Source organism: Caldicellulosiruptor morganii, assembly GCF_026810225.1.
GTDB classification, from domain to species: domain Bacteria; phylum Bacillota; class Thermoanaerobacteria; order Caldicellulosiruptorales; family Caldicellulosiruptoraceae; genus Caldicellulosiruptor; species Caldicellulosiruptor morganii.
In genome coordinates, this window is record NZ_CP113865.1 from 1,699,562 (window position 1) to 1,720,300 (window position 20,739).

General features: G+C 37.5%; 18 protein-coding genes. All 18 read right to left on the reverse strand.

Going from position 1 to position 20,739, the window contains the following annotated elements; all coding sequences use genetic code 11:
• Positions 1-74: 74 nt before the first annotated feature.
• Complete coding sequence (locus OTK00_RS08460; protein WP_045169855.1) at positions 75-833, reverse strand: hypothetical protein; 759 nt, start codon at positions 831-833, stop codon at positions 75-77.
• A gap of 324 nt (positions 834-1,157) precedes the next feature.
• Positions 1,158-1,916, reverse strand: coding sequence for a hypothetical protein (locus tag OTK00_RS08465; RefSeq protein WP_045169856.1), 759 nt, complete (start codon positions 1,914-1,916; stop codon positions 1,158-1,160).
• 318 nt (positions 1,917-2,234) lie between these two features.
• Complete coding sequence (locus OTK00_RS08470; protein ID WP_045169857.1) at positions 2,235-2,993, reverse strand: hypothetical protein; 759 nt, start codon at positions 2,991-2,993, stop codon at positions 2,235-2,237.
• 23 nt (positions 2,994-3,016) lie between these two features.
• Positions 3,017-4,084: an amidase domain-containing protein gene (locus OTK00_RS08475; protein WP_045169858.1), complete on the reverse strand. Its 1,068-nt coding sequence runs from the start codon at positions 4,082-4,084 to the stop codon at positions 3,017-3,019.
• Positions 4,085-4,369: 285 nt separating this feature from the next.
• Positions 4,370-5,128, reverse strand: coding sequence for a hypothetical protein (locus OTK00_RS08480; protein WP_045169859.1), 759 nt, complete (start codon positions 5,126-5,128; stop codon positions 4,370-4,372).
• A gap of 326 nt (positions 5,129-5,454) precedes the next feature.
• Positions 5,455-6,207: a hypothetical protein gene (locus OTK00_RS08485; protein ID WP_045169860.1), complete on the reverse strand. Its 753-nt coding sequence runs from the start codon at positions 6,205-6,207 to the stop codon at positions 5,455-5,457.
• 325 nt (positions 6,208-6,532) lie between these two features.
• The gene (locus tag OTK00_RS08490; RefSeq protein ID WP_045169861.1) at positions 6,533-7,291 is read right to left on the reverse strand and encodes a hypothetical protein; all 759 of its coding nucleotides are present in this window, start codon (positions 7,289-7,291) and stop codon (positions 6,533-6,535) included.
• Between the two features lie 23 nt (positions 7,292-7,314).
• Complete coding sequence (locus tag OTK00_RS08495; RefSeq protein ID WP_045169862.1) at positions 7,315-8,382, reverse strand: amidase domain-containing protein; 1,068 nt, start codon at positions 8,380-8,382, stop codon at positions 7,315-7,317.
• Positions 8,383-8,639: 257 nt separating this feature from the next.
• Positions 8,640-9,830 (reverse strand): tyrosine--tRNA ligase, encoded by a 1,191-nt coding sequence (gene tyrS / locus OTK00_RS08500; RefSeq protein WP_045169863.1) that lies wholly within the window; start codon positions 9,828-9,830, stop codon positions 8,640-8,642.
• A 29-nt stretch (positions 9,831-9,859) separates the two neighbouring features.
• On the reverse strand, positions 9,860-11,416 hold the full coding sequence (gene murJ, locus OTK00_RS08505) for a murein biosynthesis integral membrane protein MurJ (protein ID WP_045169864.1): 1,557 nt from the start codon (positions 11,414-11,416) through the stop codon (positions 9,860-9,862).
• Between the two features lie 35 nt (positions 11,417-11,451).
• Complete coding sequence (locus tag OTK00_RS08510; RefSeq protein ID WP_045169865.1) at positions 11,452-12,738, reverse strand: amidohydrolase; 1,287 nt, start codon at positions 12,736-12,738, stop codon at positions 11,452-11,454.
• Positions 12,739-12,743: 5 nt separating this feature from the next.
• Positions 12,744-13,988: an adenosylhomocysteinase gene (locus OTK00_RS08515; protein ID WP_045169866.1), complete on the reverse strand. Its 1,245-nt coding sequence runs from the start codon at positions 13,986-13,988 to the stop codon at positions 12,744-12,746.
• 31 nt (positions 13,989-14,019) lie between these two features.
• Entirely contained in the window at positions 14,020-15,366 is a 1,347-nt protein-coding gene (gene dnaB, locus OTK00_RS08520) for a replicative DNA helicase (RefSeq protein ID WP_045169867.1), read from the reverse strand.
• 18 nt (positions 15,367-15,384) lie between these two features.
• Positions 15,385-15,831 (reverse strand): 50S ribosomal protein L9, encoded by a 447-nt coding sequence (gene rplI / locus OTK00_RS08525; RefSeq protein WP_045169868.1) that lies wholly within the window; start codon positions 15,829-15,831, stop codon positions 15,385-15,387.
• Between the two features lie 27 nt (positions 15,832-15,858).
• Complete coding sequence (locus OTK00_RS08530) at positions 15,859-17,862, reverse strand: DHH family phosphoesterase (RefSeq protein WP_045169869.1); 2,004 nt, start codon at positions 17,860-17,862, stop codon at positions 15,859-15,861.
• Positions 17,859-18,764, reverse strand: a complete 906-nt coding sequence (locus OTK00_RS08535; RefSeq protein ID WP_045170216.1) for a DUF2232 domain-containing protein — start codon at positions 18,762-18,764, stop codon at positions 17,859-17,861. The genes OTK00_RS08530 and OTK00_RS08535 overlap by 4 nt, the downstream gene beginning before the upstream one ends.
• Before the next feature lie 27 nt (positions 18,765-18,791).
• Positions 18,792-19,604: a prephenate dehydratase gene (pheA, locus tag OTK00_RS08540; RefSeq protein ID WP_045169870.1), complete on the reverse strand. Its 813-nt coding sequence runs from the start codon at positions 19,602-19,604 to the stop codon at positions 18,792-18,794.
• A 182-nt stretch (positions 19,605-19,786) separates the two neighbouring features.
• Positions 19,787-20,725, reverse strand: coding sequence for a thiamine pyrophosphate-dependent enzyme (locus OTK00_RS08545; RefSeq protein ID WP_045169871.1), 939 nt, complete (start codon positions 20,723-20,725; stop codon positions 19,787-19,789).
• Between the last annotated feature and the right edge of the window lie 14 nt (positions 20,726-20,739).

Consider the following 20,739-nt stretch of genomic DNA (forward strand, 5'->3'; position numbering starts at 1 on the left):
CAATTTAATTTGCAAAACAAAAAAGCTTTTGCGAAGGTTTTTGCCTTCACAAAAGCTCTAATTAAGCAGTGCTCTCAGTATTCTATACCAATCTTTTTAGCAAACTCTCTCAACATATTCTCTGTCTCTTTCCTCGACTTTTCCAGAATCTCTTCATAATCTTTCTTCCATATCTCAACATCCGCTCTGTCTATACCATTCCTCTTCGCATGTACCTTTCCCTCGTCTGTCTCAAAAAACCACTTCTCCTTTATCCTCCAGTCATATCTCACATTAAAATACTTTGGTCTGTTGTCAAGTTCAAACTCTTTATACTTTTCCCAAACTTCTCGCCAGTTCTGTGGATTTTCTCTAAGCTCCCTCAGCAATTCCCTATACACCTTTATCGCTTCCATTGCAAGCTCTTCTCTTGCCTTGAAGTCAAGTATATACCATTTGCTATAATTCTCAGGATGCTCTGCTATGTCTTTGCTCTTCTCTTTGTAATACCCGGATTCATAATAATCAGCTAAAGCAGAGCATCCATTTCCAATAATGCCATATAATTTCCTTATTCTCTTGTCAGTAAGTTTATCTATCGAATTACCAAATAAAGGAATAATATCATCTTCACTTTCAATCTGACTCTTCTGTGTCAAGCTCTGACTTTCATCTTTTTCGTAAACCACCTCATCCACTCTCTCTCCATTCTCGGATGCCAGTGCTATCTTCTGCACACCTTCAGATACTCCTCTTCCTGCTCCTGCACTCCCTCTGTTTAGCAAAATTCCTGCTCCTGTTAAACTTAATAAAAATATTCCTACCAGCACCATTATAACCACTCTTCTTTTCATCTTCTCTCACACCTCTCTTCTCATTATTTTGAACTTACCCTGTATAATATTACCCAGTTTGCAATTCTGCAACTATTTCACTTTCAACTTTTTCCAATAAATTATTCCCCTGCCATTACATAAAGCTTCATCTGACAAACTTACATCTTACAAAATCTGCTTTATTTTATTATAACAGCTTCTCTGTAACATATCAATAAAAACTAATTTCTCTTCAATCAATATTTTGATTTTTGTATATCTTAAATCAATCCAACAAAATCAAATACAAAAAAGCTTTTGTGAAGGTTTTTGCCCTCACAAAAGCTCTCCTAAATATTACACTCAGTATTCTATACCAATCTTTTTAGCAAACTCTCTCAACATATTCTCTGTCTCTCTCCTCGACTTTTCCAGAATCTTTTCATAATCCCTCTTCCATATCTCAACATCCGCTCTGTCTAACTTTATTCCATTAGCCTCCATCTGCCTCTTCCCTTCCTCACTATTCAAAAACCACTCCTCCTTTATCCTCCAATCATAATCTACATTAAAATACTTCGGTCTAATGTCAAGTGTAAACTCTTTATACTTTTCCCAAACTTCTCGCCAGCTCTGTGGATTTTCTCTAAGCTCCCTCAGCAATTCCCTATACACCCTTATTGCTTCCATTGCAAGCTGCTCTTTTGCCTTGAATTCAAGTATATACAATTTGCTGTAATTCTCAGGATGTTCTGCTATATCTTTGCTCTTCTCTTTGTAATACCCGGATTCATAATAATCAGCTATGGGTCCTAAAGAAACTGAAATTATATCATAAATCTTCTTTACCCGCTCATCAGTAAACCTCTCTGTGGGGTCACCATATATAGCATCTTCCACACTTTCCCCCTGACTCTCCTGTGTCAAATTCTGACTTTCATCTTTTTCGTAAACCACCTCATCCACTCTCTCTCCATTCTCTGATGCCAGTGCTACTCTCTGCACACCTTCAGATACTCCTCTTCCTGCTCCTGCACTCACTCTCTTTACTAAAATTCCTGCACCCGTTAAACTTAATAAAAATATTCCTACCAGCACCATTATAACTGCTCTTCTTTTCATCTTCTCTCACACCTCTCTTCTCATTATTTTGAACTTACCCTGTATAAAATAATCCTTTTTGCAATTCTGCAGCTGCTTCACTTTTAACTTTTCCCAATAAATTATTCCCCTATCACTACATAAAGCTTCATCTGACAAACTTACATCTTACAAAACCTGCTTTATTTTATTATAACAGTTTTCTCTGTAACATATCAATAAAAACTAATTTCTCTTCAATCAATATTTTGATTTTTGTATATCTTAAATCAATCCAACAAAATCAAAAGCTTTTGCGAAGGTTTTTCCCCTCACAAAAGCTCTAATTAAGCAGTGCTCTTAGTATTCTATACCAATCTTTTTAGCAAACTTTCTCAACATATTCTCTGTCTCTTTCCTCGACTTTTCCAGAATCTTTTCATAATCCTTCTTCCACTTCTCAACATCTGCTCTGTCTATACCATTCCTCTTCGCATGTACCTTCCCCTCTTCTGTCTCAAAAAACCACTTCTCCTTTATCCTCCAGTCATAATCTACATTAAAATACTTTGGTCTGTTGTCAAGTTCAAACTCTTTATACTTTTCCCAAACTTCTCGCCAGTTCTGTGGATTTTCTCTAAGCTCTCTCATCAATTCCCTATACACCCTTATTGCTTCCATTGCAAGCTGCTCTTCTGCCCTGAATTCAAGTATATACAATTTGCTGTAATTCTCAGGATGTTCTGCTATGTCTTTGCTCTTCTCTTTGTAATACCCGGATTCATAATAATCAGCTAAAGCAGAGCATCCATTTCCAATAATGCCATATAATTTCCTTATTCTCTTGTCAGTAAGTTTATCTATCGAATTACCAAACAAAGGAATAATATCATCTTCACTTTCAATCTGACTCTTCTGTGTCAAGCTCTGACTTTCATCTTTTTCGTAAACCACCTCATCCACTCTCTCTCCATTCTCTGATGCCAGTGCTACTCTCTGCACACCTTCAGATACTCCTCTTCCTGCTCCTGCACTCACTCTCTTTACTAAAATTCCTGCACCCGTTAAACTTAATAAAAATATTCCTACCAGCACCATTATAACTGCTCTTCTTTTCATCTTCTCTCACACCTCTCTTCTCATTATTTTGAACTTACCCTGTATAATATTACCCAGTTTTTTGGAGTCGTCCTTTGCTGCAAATATTCAATAAAACTTCTACCATATACAAAATCGTCCGATGAAACAGAATGCTGTGCATATAAAAGGTCTGTTGATGTCTTGCTGACTATTACCTGTGAATGATAAGCTATGTTATCAGAATAACCTACATGCTGAACAATATCTCCCTCTTTTAAAAAGCCAAGCACTACACTGCTGAATCTCTCAATTGCATACCACACAGGATATATTCTAATTTGATATGCTCTGTTATACCCTGAACCATCAAAGTTACCCCAGTGCTGCCTGAAATAATTTGCACCCGTCCATGTTGTACTTCGGTTTGTTGATGTACGGTAAAACCAGTAGTTTGTATTACTTTCTATCCCAGAAGACGAAGAATATATCATATTCATGTACCCTGCAAACAATACCTGTGAGGCAAAATTTGTACAATCTCCTCCATAGTTTGCAAAATTAGCAAATGTAATGCCCCTGCATGTGTAAGTATTTTGGTATGAATAGTTGCTTTTCGCATAATTTACAGCCGCCGCTCTATCATAACCTGAATTTGCATTAGCTGTATTAATTGATGATCTCATCAACTGAAGATAATAATTATGTGAACCCGAATGCCCGTATGCACTTGATACCAAAACGTAATAATAACCATTGCTCGGAACTGTATACTGAATAAATTCGTTCTTACCGGTTGAATTGGTGGATGATGCTACCAAACTCTGTGAGGAATTATACAAATATAGGTTGTAATTTACAGCCTCGTGCGCATTGATAAGGCTTATCGAAACAATATCACCTGATTTCAAATATACCCTGAAATAATCTTTATCCTGCGAAGGGTTTGTTGTTTGATAAATCAAACCCTTTACAAAATCTCCACAATTGATTGCATTTGCTGTTGAAAAACTGTTATTACTCTCCTGCTCTACTATCTCTCTTGCTTTTACAATCTCATTATAGCAAATTATCAATGTAAATGCTACAAATAAAATCAAAAATTTTGGAAAATACCGCATAATCCTACTCATCAACACACCCCTCTCACTCTTTGGTATTTTCAGTTTATAAAGTTATCTTTAAAAACTTTTTCTTTTGCACAAATATACTTTTACAAATTAAACTCACCTCTTTAGTAAATAATTTACTTTTATTATAGCACAACAACAACAACAACAACAACAATATGTAAATTAACTAAAATTACTTTTTTAATTTGTAAAGCTTTAACAAAAACATAATGCAATTCTGTGAAAAAACAAAAAAGCTTTTGCGAAGGTTTTTGCCCTCACAAAAGCTCTAATTAAGCAGTGCTCTCAGTATTCTATACCAATCTTTTTAGCAAATTCTCTCAACATATTCTCTGTCTCTTTCCTCGATTTTTCCAGAATCTCTTCATAATCCTTCTTCCACTTCTCAACATCTGCTCTGTCTAACTTTATTCCATTAGCCTCCATCTGCCTCTTCCCTTCCTCACTATTCAAAAACCACTCCTCCTTTATCCTCCAGTCATATCTCACATTAAAATACTTTGGTCTGTTGTCAAGTTCAAACTCTTTATACTTTTCCCAAACTTCTCTCCAGCTCTGTGGATTTTCTCTAAGCTCCCTCATCAATTCCCTGTATACCTTTATCGCTTCCATTGCAAGCTGCTCTCTGCTCTTCCACTCAAGAATATACAATTCATCATATTTTTCTGGATGTTCTGCTATGTCTTTAGAGGTTCTCTTCCAAGAATCAGAATAATAAAAGTCTGCTAATGCAGAACTTGAAACTAATATGATATCATAAATCTTCTTTACTCGCTCATCAGTAAACTTCTCTGTAGGGTCACCATATATAGCATCTTCCACACTTTCACCCTGACTCTTCTGTGTCAAGCTCTGACTTTCATCTTTTTCGTAAACCACCTCATCCACTCTCTCTCCATTCTCGGATGCCAGTGCTATCTTCTGCACACCTTCAGATACTCCTCTTCCTGCTCCTGCACTCCCTCTCTTTACTAAAATTCCTGCACCCGTTAAACTTAATAAAAATATTCCTACCAGCACCATTATAACTGCTCTTCTTTTCATCTTCTCTCACACCTCTCTTCTCATTATTTTGAACTCACCCTGTATAATATTACCCAGTTTGCAATTCTGCAACTATTTCACTTCCAACTTTTTCCAATAAATTATTCCCCTGTCATTACATAAAGCTCCATCTGACAAACTTACATCTTACAAAATCTGCTTTATTTTATTATAACAGTTTTCTCTGTAACATATCAATAAAAACTAATTTCTCTTCAATCAATATTTTGATTTTTGTATATCTTAAATCAATCCAACAACATCAAATACAAAAAAGCTTTTGCGAAGGTTTTTGCCCTCACAAAAGCTCTAATTAAGCAGTGCTCTCAGTATTCTATACCAATCTTTTTAGCAAATTCTCTCAACATATTCTCGGTCTCTTTCCTCGACTTTTCTAGAATCTTTTCATAATCCTTCTTCCATATCTCAACATCTGCTCTGTCTATACCATTCCTCTTCGCATGTACCTTCCCCTCTTCTGTCTCAAAAAACCACTTCTCTTTTATCCTCCAGTCATAATCTACATTCAATATCTTAGGTCTGAATTCAAGTTTAAAATTTTTATACTTTTCCCAAACTTCTCGCCAGCTCTGCGGATTTTCTCTAAGCTCCCTCAGCAATTCCCTATACACCCTTATTGCTTCCATTGCAAGCTCTTCTCTTGCCTTGAAGTCAAGTATATACCATTTGCTGTAATTCTCAGGATGTTCTGCTATGTCTTTGCTTTCTCTCTTATATAACTCAGATTCATAATAATCAGCTATGGGTCCTAAAGAAACTGAAATTATATCATAAATCTTCTTTACTCGCTCATCAGTAAACCTCTCTGTAGGGTCACAGTATATAGCATCTTCTACACTTTCACCCTGACTCTCCTGTGTCAAGCTCTGACTTTCATCTTTTTCGTAAACCACCTCATCCACTCTCTCTCCATTCTCTGATGCCAGTGCTATCTTCTGCACACCTTCAGATACTCCTCTTCCTGCTCCTGCACTCCCTCTGCTTACCAAAATTCCTGCTCCTGTTAAACTTAATAAAAATATTCCTACCAGCACTATTATAACTGCTCTTCTTTTCATCTTCTCTCACCCGCCTTTTCTCATTATTTTGAACTCACCCTGTATAATATTACCCAGTTTGCAATTCTGCAACTATTTCACTTCCAACTTTTTCCAATAAATTATTCCCCTGTCATTACATAAAGCTCCATCTGACAAACTTACATCTTACAAAATCTGCTTTATTTTATTATAACAGTTTTCTCTGTAACATATCAATAAAAACTAATTTCTCTTCAATCAATATTTTGATTTTTGTATATCTTAAATCAATCCAACAAAATCAAATACAAAAAAGCTTTTGTGAAGGTTTTTGCCTTCACAAAAGCTCTCCTAAATATTACACTCAGTATTCTATACCAATCTTTTTAGCATACTTTCTCAACATATTCTCTGTCTCTTTCCTCGACTTTTCCAGAATCTTTTCATAATCCCTCTTCCATATCTCAACATCTGCTCTGTCTAACTTTATTCCATTAGCCTCCATCTGCCTCTTCCCTTCCTCACTATTCAAAAACCACTTCTCTTTTATCCTCCAGTCATAATCTACATTCAATATCTTAGGTCTAAATTCAAGTTCAAAATTTTTATACTTTTCCCAAACTTCTCGCCAGTTCTGTGGATTTTCTCTAAGCTCTCTCATCAATTCTTCATACACCTTTATCGCTTCCATTGCAAGCTGCTCTCTGCTCTTCCACTCAAGAATATACAATTCATCATATTTTTCTGGATGTTCTGCTATGTCTTTAGAGGTTCTCTTCCAAGAATCAGAATAATAAAAGTCTGCTAATGCAGAACTTGAAACTAATATAATATCATAAATCTTCTTTACTCGCTCATCAGTAAACCTCTCTGTGGGGTCACCATATATAGCATCTTCCACACTTTCCCCCTGACTCTCCTGTGTCAAATTCTGACTTTCACCTTTCCCATAAATCACTTCATCCACTCTCTCTCCATTCTCTGATGCCAGTGCTACTCTCTGCACACCTTCAGATACTCCTCTTCCTGCTCCTGCACTCACTCTCTTTACTAAAATTCCTGCACCCGTTAAACTTAATAAAAATATTCCTACCAGCACCATTATAACTGCTCTTCTTTTCATCTTCTCTCACACCTCTCTTCTCATTATTTTGAACTTACCCTGTATAATATTACCCAGTTTTTTGGAGTCGTCTTCTTCTGCAAATATTCAATAAAACTTCTACCATATTCAAAATATTCCGGTAATACAGAATGCTGTGCATATAAAAGGTCTGTTGATGTCTTGCTGACTATTACCTGTGAATGATAAGCTTCGCAGTTATCATACCGTACATGCTGAACAATATCCCCCTCTTTTAAAAACCCCAGCACTACACTGCTGAATCTCTCAATTGCATACCACACAGGATATATTCTCACCTGATATGCTCTGTTATACCCTGAACCATCAAAGTTACCCCAGTGCTGCCTGAAATAATTTGCACCCGTCCATGTTGTACTTCGGTTTGTTGGTGTCCGGTAAAACCAGTAGTTTGTATTACTTTCTATCCCAGAAGCCGAAGAATATATCATATTCATGTACCCTGCAAACAATACCTGTGAGGCAAAATTTGTACAATCCCCTCCATCGTTTGCAAAATTAGCAAATGTGATGCCCCTGCATGTGTACTTATCTTTGTATGAATAGTTGCTTTTCGCATAATTTACAGCCGCCGCTCTATCATAACCTGAATTTGCATTAGCTGTATTAATTGATGATCTCATCAACTGAAGATAATAATAATGTGAACCCGAATGCCCGTATGCACTTGATACCAAAACGTAATAATAACCATTGCTCGGAACTGTGTATTGAATAAATTCGTTCTTACCGGTTGAATTGGTGGATGATGCTACCAAACTCTGTGAGGAATTATACAAATATAGGTTGTAATTTACAGCCTCGTGCGCATTTATAAGGCTTATTGAAACAATATCGCCTGATTTCAAATATACCTTGAAATAATCTTTATCCTGCGAAGGGTTTGTTGTTTGATAAATCAAACCCTTTACAAAATCTCCACAATTGATTGCATTTGCTGTTGAAAAACTGTTATTACTCTCCTGCTCTACTATCTCTCTTGCTTTTACAATCTCATTATAGCAAATTATCAATGTAAATGCTACAAATAAAACCAAAAGTTTTGGAAAATACCGCATAATCCTACTCATCAACACACCCCTCTCACTCTTTGGTATTTTCAGTTCATAAAGTTATCTTTAAAAACTTTTTCTTTTGCACAAATATACTTTTACAAATTAAACTCACCTCTTTAGTAAATAATTTACTTTTATTATAGCACAACAACAACAACAACAACAACAATATGTAAATTAACTAAAATTACTTTTTTAATTTGTAAAGCTTTAACAAAAACATAATGCAATTCTGTGAAAAAACAAAAAAGCTTTTGTGAAGGTTTTTGCCCTCACAAAAGCTTTATTTTTACAAACTTGAGTTTACCCACCTGCAAAACATCGCCATTTTGAAACTCAATGTCAAGCTGATTTACTTTTTCACCGTTTAGCTTCACAGCACCGCTTTTGATAAGTCTCATGCCCTCACTTGTCGATGAGCAAAGCTTTCTTTCAACCATAAACCTTGGCAGATACACCTTTGAATCTTTTAGCTCAACTTCCGGTATATCATCGGGTATGTCTTTTTTCTGGAACACCTTTATAAACTCCTCTTCGGCTCTTGCTGCTGCCTCATCTCCATGGTAAAGCTTTACAATCTCCCTTGCAAGTCTCATCTTTGCATCTCTTGGATGCAAAGTCCCCTCTTCAAGCTTTCTTTTTATCTCCTCAATCTCTTCGGGCTCAACGTCAGTTGCAAGCTCATAGTATGAAATCATAACCTCATCGGGAATTGACATGACTTTCCCATACATCACATTTGGCGGCTCGTTTATACCAATGTAATTGCCAAGGCTTTTGCTCATTTTATTGACACCATCTGTGCCAACCAAAATTGGCATCAAAAGAGCAACCTGAATGGTCCTGCAACCATATTCTCTCTGCAGAGTTCTTCCCATCAAAATATTGAATTTCTGCTCTGTTGCGCCAAGCTCAACATCAGCTTCAATCACAACAGAATCATACCCCTGCATAAGCGGGTAGAAAAACTCATGTATTGAAAGTGGCAGGTTCTTTTCCATTCGCTGGCGAAATGTCTCCCGCTCAAGCATTCTTGCAACAGTGTATTTTGATGCCAGGTTTATAACATCAAGAAAGTTCATAGGCTCAAGCCATTCGCTGTTGTAGCGAACAGTAGTCTTCTGAGGGTCAAGGATTTTCAAAACCTGCTGCTTGAACGGCTCAGCGTTTTTTTGAACCTCTTGTTTTGTAAGCTGCTTTCTTGTCTCAGACTTACCCGTCGGGTCACCTATCATAGCGGTAAAATCACCGATAATAAGGATTATGTTGTGCCCCAAATCCTGAAGCTGTTTGAGCTTTCTCAGAACAACTGCATGTCCAAGATGAACATCCGGCACGTTCGGGTCAAGCCCAAGTTTTATATTCAAAGGTCTGTCCTGCTTCAGTTTTTCAACAAGCTCCTCTTCAGTGATTATCTCAGCAGCACCCTTTTTGAAAACCTTCAGTTGATGTTCGATGTCCATTTTAAAGCTCATTCCCCTTTCTGTTGTTTTTATATTCCAAATTTTTCTCGCACCATTTTGACAATAAACCCTACCTCTTCTACTCTCAAAAGGTATATAAGCCCTGCATATATCCCCATTCCAAGCAGAACACCTGAGAGGGTGTAGATGGCAAAGTGTTTGAATGGCATTGTTAGATATATAAATTTCTGTTTGAATACATACACAACCACGCCCATTACCAGGCTTGCAACAAGCGCTTTTAAAAACACGCCTGCAATCCTTTTCCAGCCGATTGAACCAAGTTTTTTCCTGAGAGAAATAAAAAGCAACACAGCCGCAATGTAGTTTGCCGATGCAAATGCCATTGCAGCGCCGGTGTGTTTGAACTTATGAATAAATATTATATCAAGTATAATATTGCAAACAATAGCAATAACGCCATTTTTCACAGCTGTTTTTGAATCTTTCAAAACATAAAGCGTTCTGTTCAGTATATCTCTAACCCCAAGCCCTACAAAGCCCAAACAGTAAAACATAAGTGGAGATGCAGTAAGCATGGTGGACTCAATTGTGAAATTTCCACGCTGGTAAATTAGCCTTGTTATCTCTTTTGATAAAATTACACCACCTATCGCAAATGGCATCATCATCAGAATAATTGAATTCACAGCAGAGACAAAGAACTTTCTGAAATTCTCCTTATCCCCTTTTGCCTGCAAATTAGAAAGGGTTGAAAATGCCAAAACCGAAATTGACGATGAAAAAACTCCAACCACAACATCGTTCAGCTTCCCCGCATATGCAACAGCCGCAACAGCACCGGTTGATGTCCCTGTCAGAAGATATCTGTCAATGAATGTATAAAGCTGTGCCATGCTGCTGCTCAGAAACACCGGGAAAGAAAACTTTATCATCCTCTTTATGTTCTCATCTTTCAGCCCCAGCACAGGATAAAATTTAAAGCCATATTTTTTTGAATTGTTAAGCTGATAAATAAGGCTCCAGAAATATCCAACAACAAATCCTACCGCCACTATATATATATCAAATTTCCTGAACGGCTCAAAGTATGACAGAAATATGGCAACAAAAATAGACAGATTAAACGGGATACTTGATAGCACCGGCTTTGTAAAGTTGCCGTTTGCCTGCAAAAAACCCTGAAGTATATTTGCCGAGCTTGTAAATATTATCATAAAGATTGTGATCTTCAGAACTCTTGATGCGTACATTATCTGAAGCTCTTTGCTGTGGTGTACCTGAAGTTGAATAAGCTGTCTTGAAAAAATAAAACCCAGCATTGCAACAACGCTTGAGGCAAGAAGCAGGGTATTTATCACACTGTTTGTAAATTTAACTCCCTCATCCTCACCTTTTTTTTCACGTATATCTGTGTAAAAAGGTATAAATGAGGTTGAAAAAGCAGCAAAAATAGAAGCAAAAAGTATGTTTGGAAGCTGAAGTGCAAGCGGGAAAGCGTCTGCTTTGACGCTTGTGCCAAACCTTGCACCAAACGCTACCTCTCTTATGAATCCTATCAGTTTTGTAAAAACTGTTACTACAAATAGCTGCAATGCTATTTTTGTTGCCTTTTTATACTGCAATTTCTGTCCTTCCTTTCATGGCTTGAAAAGATTTTTTAAATACCTTCCTTCAAATACTTTTCTATGCTCTTTATCTCTTTTACAAGAGCCTCTTCATCCACAGTAAAAAGCTTCCCATCCATGTAAAGAATCTGCCCGTCCACTATTGTAGCATACACATTGGAAGGATTGCTGCTGTAAACAACATTGGAAACCGGATTGTAACATGGCAGCATGTTTATATCATCGGCTTTTAGAAGCACTATATCAGCACAAAAACCTTCCTGAATAACACCGGTGTTATTTATACCTGCTGCCATGGCTGCGTTTGCTGTTGCCATCTTCAGAATCTGCCGGGCGTTTAAAATATCCGGCAGCCTGTAAACTCCCTTTTCAAGCAAAGATGCTATGTGCATCTCTTCAAGCATATTCAGGTTGTTGTTACTTGCTGCCGAATCTGTGCCTATTGCAACATTTACACCAGAGCTTATCATACTGTAAACAGGTGCAAAGCCATTGCCAAGCTTAAGATTGCTGGTCGGATTGTAAACACATGATACATCTTTTTCTGCCATGATTTCAATATCTTCATCATCCACATACACGCAATGTGCTGCTATGCAAACTGTATCAAAAAGCCCTGCCTGATTGCACAGCTTCACAGGCGACATGTCATACCTTTCGTAACATGTATTCACTTCGTTTTCTGACTCGCTGAGATGTATCATCACACCCGTTTTAAACTCCTGTGCAAGCCGTGCAACCTTTTCCAAAAGCTCATATGAGCATGTGTAGATGGAGTGCGGTCCAAAAAATACTTTGATTCTATCACTTGAATAATTATAAATCAGCTCTCTGGTTTCATCAAGCCTGAGACTTTCTTTTTCATCTGTCTGAAGTCCTCGAGAGAGCACTGCTTTTATTCCGGTTGCCTGCACAGCCTTTGCTGTCATATCTTCATGAAAATACATATCATAAAACATTGTTGTGCCGCTTTTGAGCATTTCTGCAATACCAAGAAGGGAAGAGAAATAAACTATCTCTTTTGTGAGCTTTTCTTCTGCCGGGAATATCTTTTCAAACAGCCACTCGTAAAGGGGCATATCATCCGCAAAAGATCGCAAAACTGTCTGACCGCAATGCGTATGTGCGTTTATAAGCCCGGGCAAGGCTATCAAATTTTTGCCCTCAATGATTTTAACACTGGATGCTTCATAAACAGGCAGATCTATATTTTCTGCTATCCTGGCAATCTTTCCACTCCTTATAAGAATATCACCTTTTAAAACCTCATTCTGAGCATTGCAGGTAATAATGGTTGCATTTTTGATCAATATATCCATCCTATCTACACTTCCCAACTTTCAAGGTATTTTTCCTGATCAAATGTAAGCCTATCTATCTCAATCCCCAGCGATTTTAATTTAACCCCGGCAACAAACCTGTCAATCTCCCCGGGTACATTATATACTTTCCTCTCCAATTTTTCGTGGTTTTGCGCAACGTATATGCTTGACAGTGCCTGAATTGCAAATGACATATCCATAATCTCAATCGGATGTCCGTCCGCAGCTGCAAGGTTAACAAGCCTTCCCTCTGCTATTACAAAAACCTCTCTGCCATTTTCAAGCACATATCCCTGAATATTCTTTCTTGCCTCGTACTTTTTCAGCGCCTTTTCCTCAAGTGTTGCAATGTCAATCTCAACGTTAAAATGCCCGCTATTTGCCAGAATCACACCATCTTTCATTTGCAAAATGTGCTCATATCTTATCACATCCCTGCAGCCTGTTGCAGTGATAAATATATCGCCTATCTTTGCTGCATCCTCCATCTTCATTACATCAAACCCGTCCATATACGCCTCCAAAGCTTTAACAGGATCAACCTCTGTTACTATTACCCTGGCACCAAGTCCCTGAGCTCTTTTTGCAATGCCCTTGCCACAAAAACCATACCCTGCAACAACAACGTGCTTTCCTGCAACCGTTATGTTGGTTGTTCTCATAATCCCATCCCATGTGGACTGTCCTGTACCGTACCTGTTATCAAAAAGGTGCTTGCAATACGCATCATTGACCGCAATCATAGGAAATTTTAACTTTCCTTCTTTTTCTAATGCTTTTAGCCTGATTATCCCTGTTGTTGTCTCCTCACACCCACCCATTATCCTGTCAGAAAGATTTTCAAGCTCTGTGTGAAGAAGATATGTCAAATCGCCACCATCGTCTATTATCAGCTCAATATCATTTTCAAGCGTCTTTTCAAGATGGTAAAAATATTCTTCTTCGGTTGCACCTCTTTTTGCAAAGACTTCAACCCCTTCATGAACAAGCGCTGCTGCAACATCATCCTGTGTTGACAGAGGGTTTGAGCCTGTCACATAAACATTTGCTCCAAGGTCTTTCAAAAGCAGTGCCAGATTTGCTGTTTTTGCCTCAAGGTGAACCGAGATTGCAACATTTACACCACTCAGAGGTTTTTTGTCAATATAGTCCTTTCTTATCTGATCAAGCACTGGCATAAATCTCTTTGCCCACAAAATCTTTCTGAGCCCTTCTTCCCACAATGAGTAATCTTTTATGATTGACAAAGCACATCACATCCCTTTTTCAGGCTATTTTTTATATTCTATTTTTCTCCAGATCCATAAACTTTGTATGCTTATCCAGGAACAAAAGTTCAATTGTACCTGTTGGACCGTTTCGGTGTTTTGCAACTATAAGCTCTGCTATGTGTTTTTTGTCTGTATCCGGATTGTAATACTCATCTCTGTACAAAAATGCAACAATGTCAGCATCCTGCTCAATCGCACCGCTTTCACGAAGGTCAGAAAGTATTGGTCTGTGGTCAGCTCTTGTCTCAGGCGCACGGGACAGCTGTGAAAGAGCAAGCACAGGAACATTCAATTCCCTTGCAAGAGCTTTTAAAGACCTTGAAATCTCAGCAATCTCCTGCTGCTTGCTCTCAAACCTGCCACGTGCAGTCATAAGCTGCAGGTAGTCCACCATGACAAGTCCAAGCCCCTTTTCTTTGAGCTTCAGCCTTCTGCACTTTGCTCTCATCTCAGAAACTGTTATTGCAGGTGTGTCGTCAATATATATCGGTGCATTAGAAAGAAGTGCCAGCGCCTTTGCAAACTTCTTCCACTCCTCATCCTCCAAGTTACCAGTTCGAAGTTTGTGGCTGTCTATCATTGCTTCTGAACAAATCATTCTTGTCACAAGCTGTTCTTTTGACATCTCAAGTGAAAATATTGCAACGGGGACACCTGCTCTCAGTGCCGCATACTGGACAATGTTCAGCGCAAAGCTTGTCTTTCCCATTGCAGGTCTTGCAGCAATTAAAATCAGGTCTGATGGCTGAAGCCCTGCTGTCATTCTATCAAACTCCGAAAAACCTGTGGGAATACCTATTATGTGAGATCTTTTAAGATATAGTTCTTCTATTTTGTTATAAGTCTCAATCAGAATCTCTTTTAAGTGCGAAAAATCCTTTGAATTTTTGTTCTGGATAACATTGAATATTGTCTTTTCTGCAAAATCGACTATATCTTCAACTCTCTCTGTCTGGCTTTTGCACTTTTCTATTATCTTCATAGAAGAGTTTATGAGCTTTCTCAGCAGTGACTTTTCTTCAACAATTTTTGCATAATATGTAGCATTGGCAGTTGTGGGAATATTCACAACAATGTTTGTCAAATATTCAGTCCCACCCACAGCCTCAAAGCTGCCTCTTTCTCTCAGCCTCTCTGAAACTGTTATAATATCTGCTGGCTTGCCCTCTTCAAAAAGGTCCATAATAGCAGCAAAAATCTCTTTTAACTGCGGTGTTGCAAAATCCTCTTCTGTCAATATCTCCGCAACCTCGGAGATTACCTCTCTGTCAAGAAGCATTGCCCCAACAACAGCCTCTTCTGCCTCACGGCTTTCGGGCATCTCACCACTGCTTTGCAGAATATCAGCTTCCATGGTCAAATCACTTCCTCTTTAGCCTGAGGTCACCTGGACCTTAAGCTTTGCCAGAATACCCTGATAAAGCCTGATTGACACATCATAACTTCCAATCTGTTTTATTGGCTCTTCAAGCTCAATCTTTTTTCTGTCAATTTCAAGCCCGAGCTGTTTTTTAATCTCATCTGCTATCTCCTTGTTTGTGATAGAACCAAAAAGCTTCCCATTCTCACCAGCTCTTGCAACTATGGTAAGCTTGCTTTTTTCAAGCTTTTGAGCAAGTTCTTTTGCCTGCATAAGTTCTTTTTCTTTTTTCTTCTGCTCGGCTTCTTTTTTCTCTTTAATATGCTTTTCCAGCCCCTCTGTTAAAGGTGCTGCAAGCTTTCTCGGAATCAAATAATTTCTTGCATATCCATCATTCACTTCAACAATTGAGTCTTTTTTACCAAGTCCTTTTACATCCTGCAAAAGTACAACCTTCATGCCAGAATCGACTCTCCTTCTTTATTTTTAATTTTTTTGATTTTCAGCAATGTACTCATCTATTGCTTTAAACAGTATATTCTTTGCCTCATCCAGAGCCATATTTTCAAGCCTGCACCCTGCTGTCTCCAAATGTCCTCCGCCTCCAATCTTTTCTAAAATCAGCTGGACATTTATTCTGCCGTTTGACCGTGCACTGATTACCACCGTGTTTTCTATTTTGCAGACAACAAAGGATGCATCAATCCCTTTTATATTTAAAAGTTCATCGGCCACCTTTGCTATTATAACATTATTTCTGCAAGCTTGTGAATAATCAATGACAACAGCAATATTGCCATAAAGTATCTGCGTATTTGATATGAGCTGATGCTTTAAAATGTAGCTATCCAGGTCTTCTTTCAGGTATTCCTTTATATTCTCAGGCATTGCATCATTTTCTCTCAGATATGTTGCAACCTCAAATGTTCTGACTCCCACATTTTTGGTAAATCCACGTGTGTCAATCATAATCCCGGCAAGCAGGATCTCTGCTTCAAGCTTTTTGAGTTTTATCCCTTCATAGCTCAAAAGCTCAGCAACAAGTTCTGATACAGAAGATGCATAAGTCTCTGAATAGCAAATAAGAGCCTGCTCAATCCAGTCAGCCGCTCTTCTGTGATGGTCAATCACTATTATCTTCTCAAAATCCAAAATCATATCCGGTATATCAACATAGCTTATCCTCTGCGTATCAACAACAAACAAAAGTGAGTTTTTGGTTTTCATTTTGAGCACCTTTTGTTCATCAACTATAATGCCTGCGTACTGTGAATCTGATTTTAACATATCAACAAAATCTTTTATTGTTGGATTAAATGTGTTTATCACTATGTATGCTTCTTTGTTCAAACCTGTGCAAAGCTTCGCAAGCCCAACAGAAGCACCCAGACAGTCCAGGTCAAAATACTGATGACCCATGATAAAAACCCTGTCAGAATGCTTTACAATCTCTTTTATTGTCTGTGCCATAACACGTGACCGCACTTTAGAACGTTTCTCATGCTCTTTTGTCTTTCCACCAAAAAATTCAAATTTACCACTGTGGAAAATAACAACCTGGTCGCCGCCCCTTGATAGTGCCATGTCAAGTGCTGTCTTTGCATCCTTTTGAGCCTGAAATATAGAGTCCTCTCTTATTCCAATGCCACAGCTGATTGTTGGAATTATTTTATTGTACAGGTTTACCTCTTTTATCTGGTCAAGTATGCTAAACTTTCTTTCCTGCATTCTGTAAAATGTTTCTCTGTTACAGATGAAAATGTACTTGTCCCTTTCATATTTCATCAAAAACACATCAAGTCTTATCTGATTGTAAAACCAGTCAATTACCCTTCTTTCAATCTCAGATGCAATGTTTGATTTTGAAACTTCGGGAGCAGAGTTCAAAACATCATCATAGTTGTCAATCATAAGATACCCAATAACCACATTCTGAAGTTCAAACATCTTTTTAAGTTCAATATGCTCTGTTATGTCTATAAAATAGAAAAGATTCAAATATCTTTTTTCGCTTTTACTGCCCTCTACTTCTACAAGGGTAATAAAGACGTTATAAAAATGGCTCTGATACTCAAAATTTTCAAGCACTTTTTTGTTATCTAAAATTGCCTGGTAAAGTTCGGGAAGTTCATCTTTCAGGTTCTTGCCTATCAGCTTTCTGTTTTTAGCTATTTCTAAAAACTTCTGGTTATACCATATAATATCCCCACTGTATTCTGTAATCAGTATAGGCAAAGGAAATTTTATGAGAGTGTCTTTTGAGGCTGTGTCAATGTTCAGAGTAAGCGTTTCTATAAATTCTAAAAGTTGCTTATTTTTCTTTCTGTTTATTCTTATGTTATAGACTGCAAGCAAAATTATAAGAGAAAAGCATATTATGCCTATTCGAAGGTTGTAATATAAGATTACCAGATTAAAAATAAAAGAAAGTACAAATCCTGCCTGATAAACAGAAAAGTCAAATTTAAAGTGTACCTTTTTATCTTTCACAATTTCACCCTCTTTGGATTTCTCTTCTTAAAATCAAATACCAAATCCAGAAAACCAACAAGAATCATAACTACAAAGAACTGAATACCAAAAATTATAACAATAAACATTATCAAGTTTCTGAAAAATGAAGAAGAAACTCTGTCAACAGCCGCTGCATATATTAAAGAAAGTGACTGTATAAAAAGAAGCCATGAAAGAATTATCATCATATTGCTTGCAACAACATATAAAAGATTAACCTGTGTGAGAAAAAAGGAAAGTATGAAAAAGACAACAACTCCAACTGTCACTTCTCTTGGCATAAACAGCTTTTCAAAATTGAGAAAATCCTTTTCAATCCTCAGCCTCTTTGAGCTCCATTTTACAAGAAAATATGCAACAATACCAAGTGTAATCGCTTCTATAATAACAAAACCGGGCACCATGAGTTTTATAAATTCAGCAAATTTATCAATTAAAACAGGTTCATTCAAATCTTTAAAATACTCTCCCAGCATATTCTTCAGAAAAGAAATCAAACCATTTACAATATCAACCCTGTAAAGATGTTTTACTGCCTTTATTGATAAAACCTGGTAAATCAGAAACCCGCCTGTAAGTATTGAAAAATCCAAAACATACCCTTTTTTGTATTTCAAAAGGATATGAATTGCAAGTGGTACAATATACACAATTAACATATATGCAAATGCTGTTTGAGGTTTTCCTACAAGTCCGAGCACTGCAGCTGCTACAATGTAAGATATGACAAACCTCAATGCAAAATTTTCTTTAGCAAAGAAAGTATACAAGGGAACAAACATTAGTGTTATCAAAGGATTGAACTGTAAAGCAAATAATATATACTGAAGTAAAGCAAAAATTATAAAAATCAAAGGTTCTTTAATTGCTTTTTTCATATCAACCTCATCCATCCTCAATTCTGTTTATTCTTTTATCACCGAATAAGAGCCAAGAAGCTTATAGAAAGAAGACTTGCGTTTTATAACCTTCAAAGCATCACTGACATCATCCTCTTCAACAAATCCATCAATATCCACAAAAAATACATACTCTCCAAGTCCTGTCTTTGCCGGTCTTGACTCTATTTTGGTCAAATTTAAGTCATACAGATTAAAAATGGCCAGAATCTTGTACAGACTACCCGGTCTGTCATAGGTTGAAAATATTATTGAGGTCTTGTTTCTCTCTCCTCTTTCAAAAGATGGATTTTTGCTCAGCACAAAAAACCTTGTATAGTTGTTATCGTGATTTATTGGCCCGTCTATAATCTTCAGGCTATTCTGCTGCGCTGCAAAAAGCGAACAAATAGCAGCATCAACTTTATCCTCTTTGCACATCTTTGCTGCATACGATGTGCTATTTACCTGAATCAGCTGAACATTTTTGTAATGCTTTCTCAAATAGTCGTGGCATTGTGAAAGTGCCTGCGGATGTGAAGCAATTGAATTTATTTTTTTACTTGGTTCTTTGCAGCAGAGATAGTGTTCAACCTTTAAAACTATTTCTTTTATTATATAGACATCCTCTTTCAAAAGATTGTCAAGTGTGGTTGACACACTTCCCTCAATGGAATTTTCAACAGGAACAACACCATAGATTTTTTCATCTTCCAATACAATTTCAAACACATCATCTATTGTATCGCAGGGTACAAGTTCAGCATTTTCATCCTTTACAAACTTCTTTGCTGCTTCATAGGAATATGAACCAACCGGTCCCAAGTAAGCAACTTTCACACTTTCACCTCAAATCTCATTATTGCATACGGGTTCAAAGCTATGTGGTTTATGATAATCATAGCACAAAGAAATGAAAATTTAAACACTTAAGATAAAAACAAAAAGGCTCTCCGCACAAATTGAGATAATCAACCCGGCAGAGAGCCTTTTTACCAGAGATATTTTTCCTGTGTTTATTTTTACTTCTCACCACAGAGCTCAAGCAGTCTTTCCCATCTTCTATCAACTTCCTGCTGTATCTGCTCAATAAGATGTTCATTCCCTTTTTTGAAAAGATGTCTGAATCTTCCCTGTGTCTTCAAAAATTCAACAACCGGAAGCTTTTCTTTTGGTTTGTATGTGAGTCTGTACTGACCATTTACAACCTCGTAAAGCGGCCAGAAACATGTGTCAACTGCAAGCTTTGAAATCTCAATTAACTTTGAGGTTTCATATCTCCAGCCTCTTGGACATGGAGCCAGAACATTCAAAAATGCAGGACCATTTGTATATAAAGCTTTCTCATCCTTTTCAATCAAATCTTTCAAGTTTGGTGTGATGAAAGCTGTCTGGGCAACATATGGTATACCATGGGCAACCATAACTTCTGTCAGATCTTTTCTCCACTGCATCTTACCCGGTAAAACTTTACCCTGCGGTGATGTTGTTGTATCAGCATAAAGTGGTGTTGCAGACGACCTCTGGATACCTGTGTTCATATACGCACCGTTGTCATAGCAGACATATACCATGTTGTGCCCTCTTTCCATTGCACCCGAAAGAGATTGCAAGCCAATATCGTATGTCCCACCGTCTCCACCGAATGCAATGAACTTAAACTCGCCCTTAACCTTACCTTTTTTCTTTAAAACTCTGTATGCTGCCTCAGCACCTGAAACTGTTGCAGCAGCGTTTTCAAATGCACTGTGGATGAATGAATCCTTCCATGCTGTGTATGGATAAATGCAGCTGGATACTTCCAAACAGCCTGTTGCAACACCAACAACTGCCCTATCCTCCGGTTTTAATGTCCTTAGAATTGCTCTTACAGCAACAGGTGCACCACAACCTGCACACATTCTATGACCGCCAGTAAATCTTTCAGGTCTTGTAGCAAGCTCCTTGATATTGTATGCCATTTTAAAAGCACACC

What these genes read in the sequence shown, in the direction of transcription:
- OTK00_RS08490 (WP_045169861.1), bottom strand. Translation starts at nt 7,291, where the DNA reads ATGAAAAGAAGAGCAGTTATAATGGTGCTGGTAGGAATATTTTTATTA.
- OTK00_RS08545 (WP_045169871.1), bottom strand. Translation starts at nt 20,725, where the DNA reads ATGGCATACAATATCAAGGAGCTTGCTACAAGACCTGAAAGATTTACT.
- OTK00_RS08495 (WP_045169862.1), bottom strand. Translation starts at nt 8,382, where the DNA reads ATGAGTAGGATTATGCGGTATTTTCCAAAACTTTTGGTTTTATTTGTA.
- OTK00_RS08535 (WP_045170216.1), bottom strand. Translation starts at nt 18,764, where the DNA reads ATGAAAAAAGCAATTAAAGAACCTTTGATTTTTATAATTTTTGCTTTA.
- OTK00_RS08510 (WP_045169865.1), bottom strand. Translation starts at nt 12,738, where the DNA reads ATGGATATATTGATCAAAAATGCAACCATTATTACCTGCAATGCTCAG.
- OTK00_RS08460 (WP_045169855.1), bottom strand. Translation starts at nt 833, where the DNA reads ATGAAAAGAAGAGTGGTTATAATGGTGCTGGTAGGAATATTTTTATTA.
- dnaB (WP_045169867.1), bottom strand. Translation starts at nt 15,366, where the DNA reads ATGGAAGCTGATATTCTGCAAAGCAGTGGTGAGATGCCCGAAAGCCGT.
- OTK00_RS08485 (WP_045169860.1), bottom strand. Translation starts at nt 6,207, where the DNA reads ATGAAAAGAAGAGCAGTTATAATAGTGCTGGTAGGAATATTTTTATTA.
- tyrS (WP_045169863.1), bottom strand. Translation starts at nt 9,830, where the DNA reads ATGGACATCGAACATCAACTGAAGGTTTTCAAAAAGGGTGCTGCTGAG.
- OTK00_RS08470 (WP_045169857.1), bottom strand. Translation starts at nt 2,993, where the DNA reads ATGAAAAGAAGAGCAGTTATAATGGTGCTGGTAGGAATATTTTTATTA.
- OTK00_RS08475 (WP_045169858.1), bottom strand. Translation starts at nt 4,084, where the DNA reads ATGAGTAGGATTATGCGGTATTTTCCAAAATTTTTGATTTTATTTGTA.
- OTK00_RS08480 (WP_045169859.1), bottom strand. Translation starts at nt 5,128, where the DNA reads ATGAAAAGAAGAGCAGTTATAATGGTGCTGGTAGGAATATTTTTATTA.
- OTK00_RS08465 (WP_045169856.1), bottom strand. Translation starts at nt 1,916, where the DNA reads ATGAAAAGAAGAGCAGTTATAATGGTGCTGGTAGGAATATTTTTATTA.
- rplI (WP_045169868.1), bottom strand. Translation starts at nt 15,831, where the DNA reads ATGAAGGTTGTACTTTTGCAGGATGTAAAAGGACTTGGTAAAAAAGAC.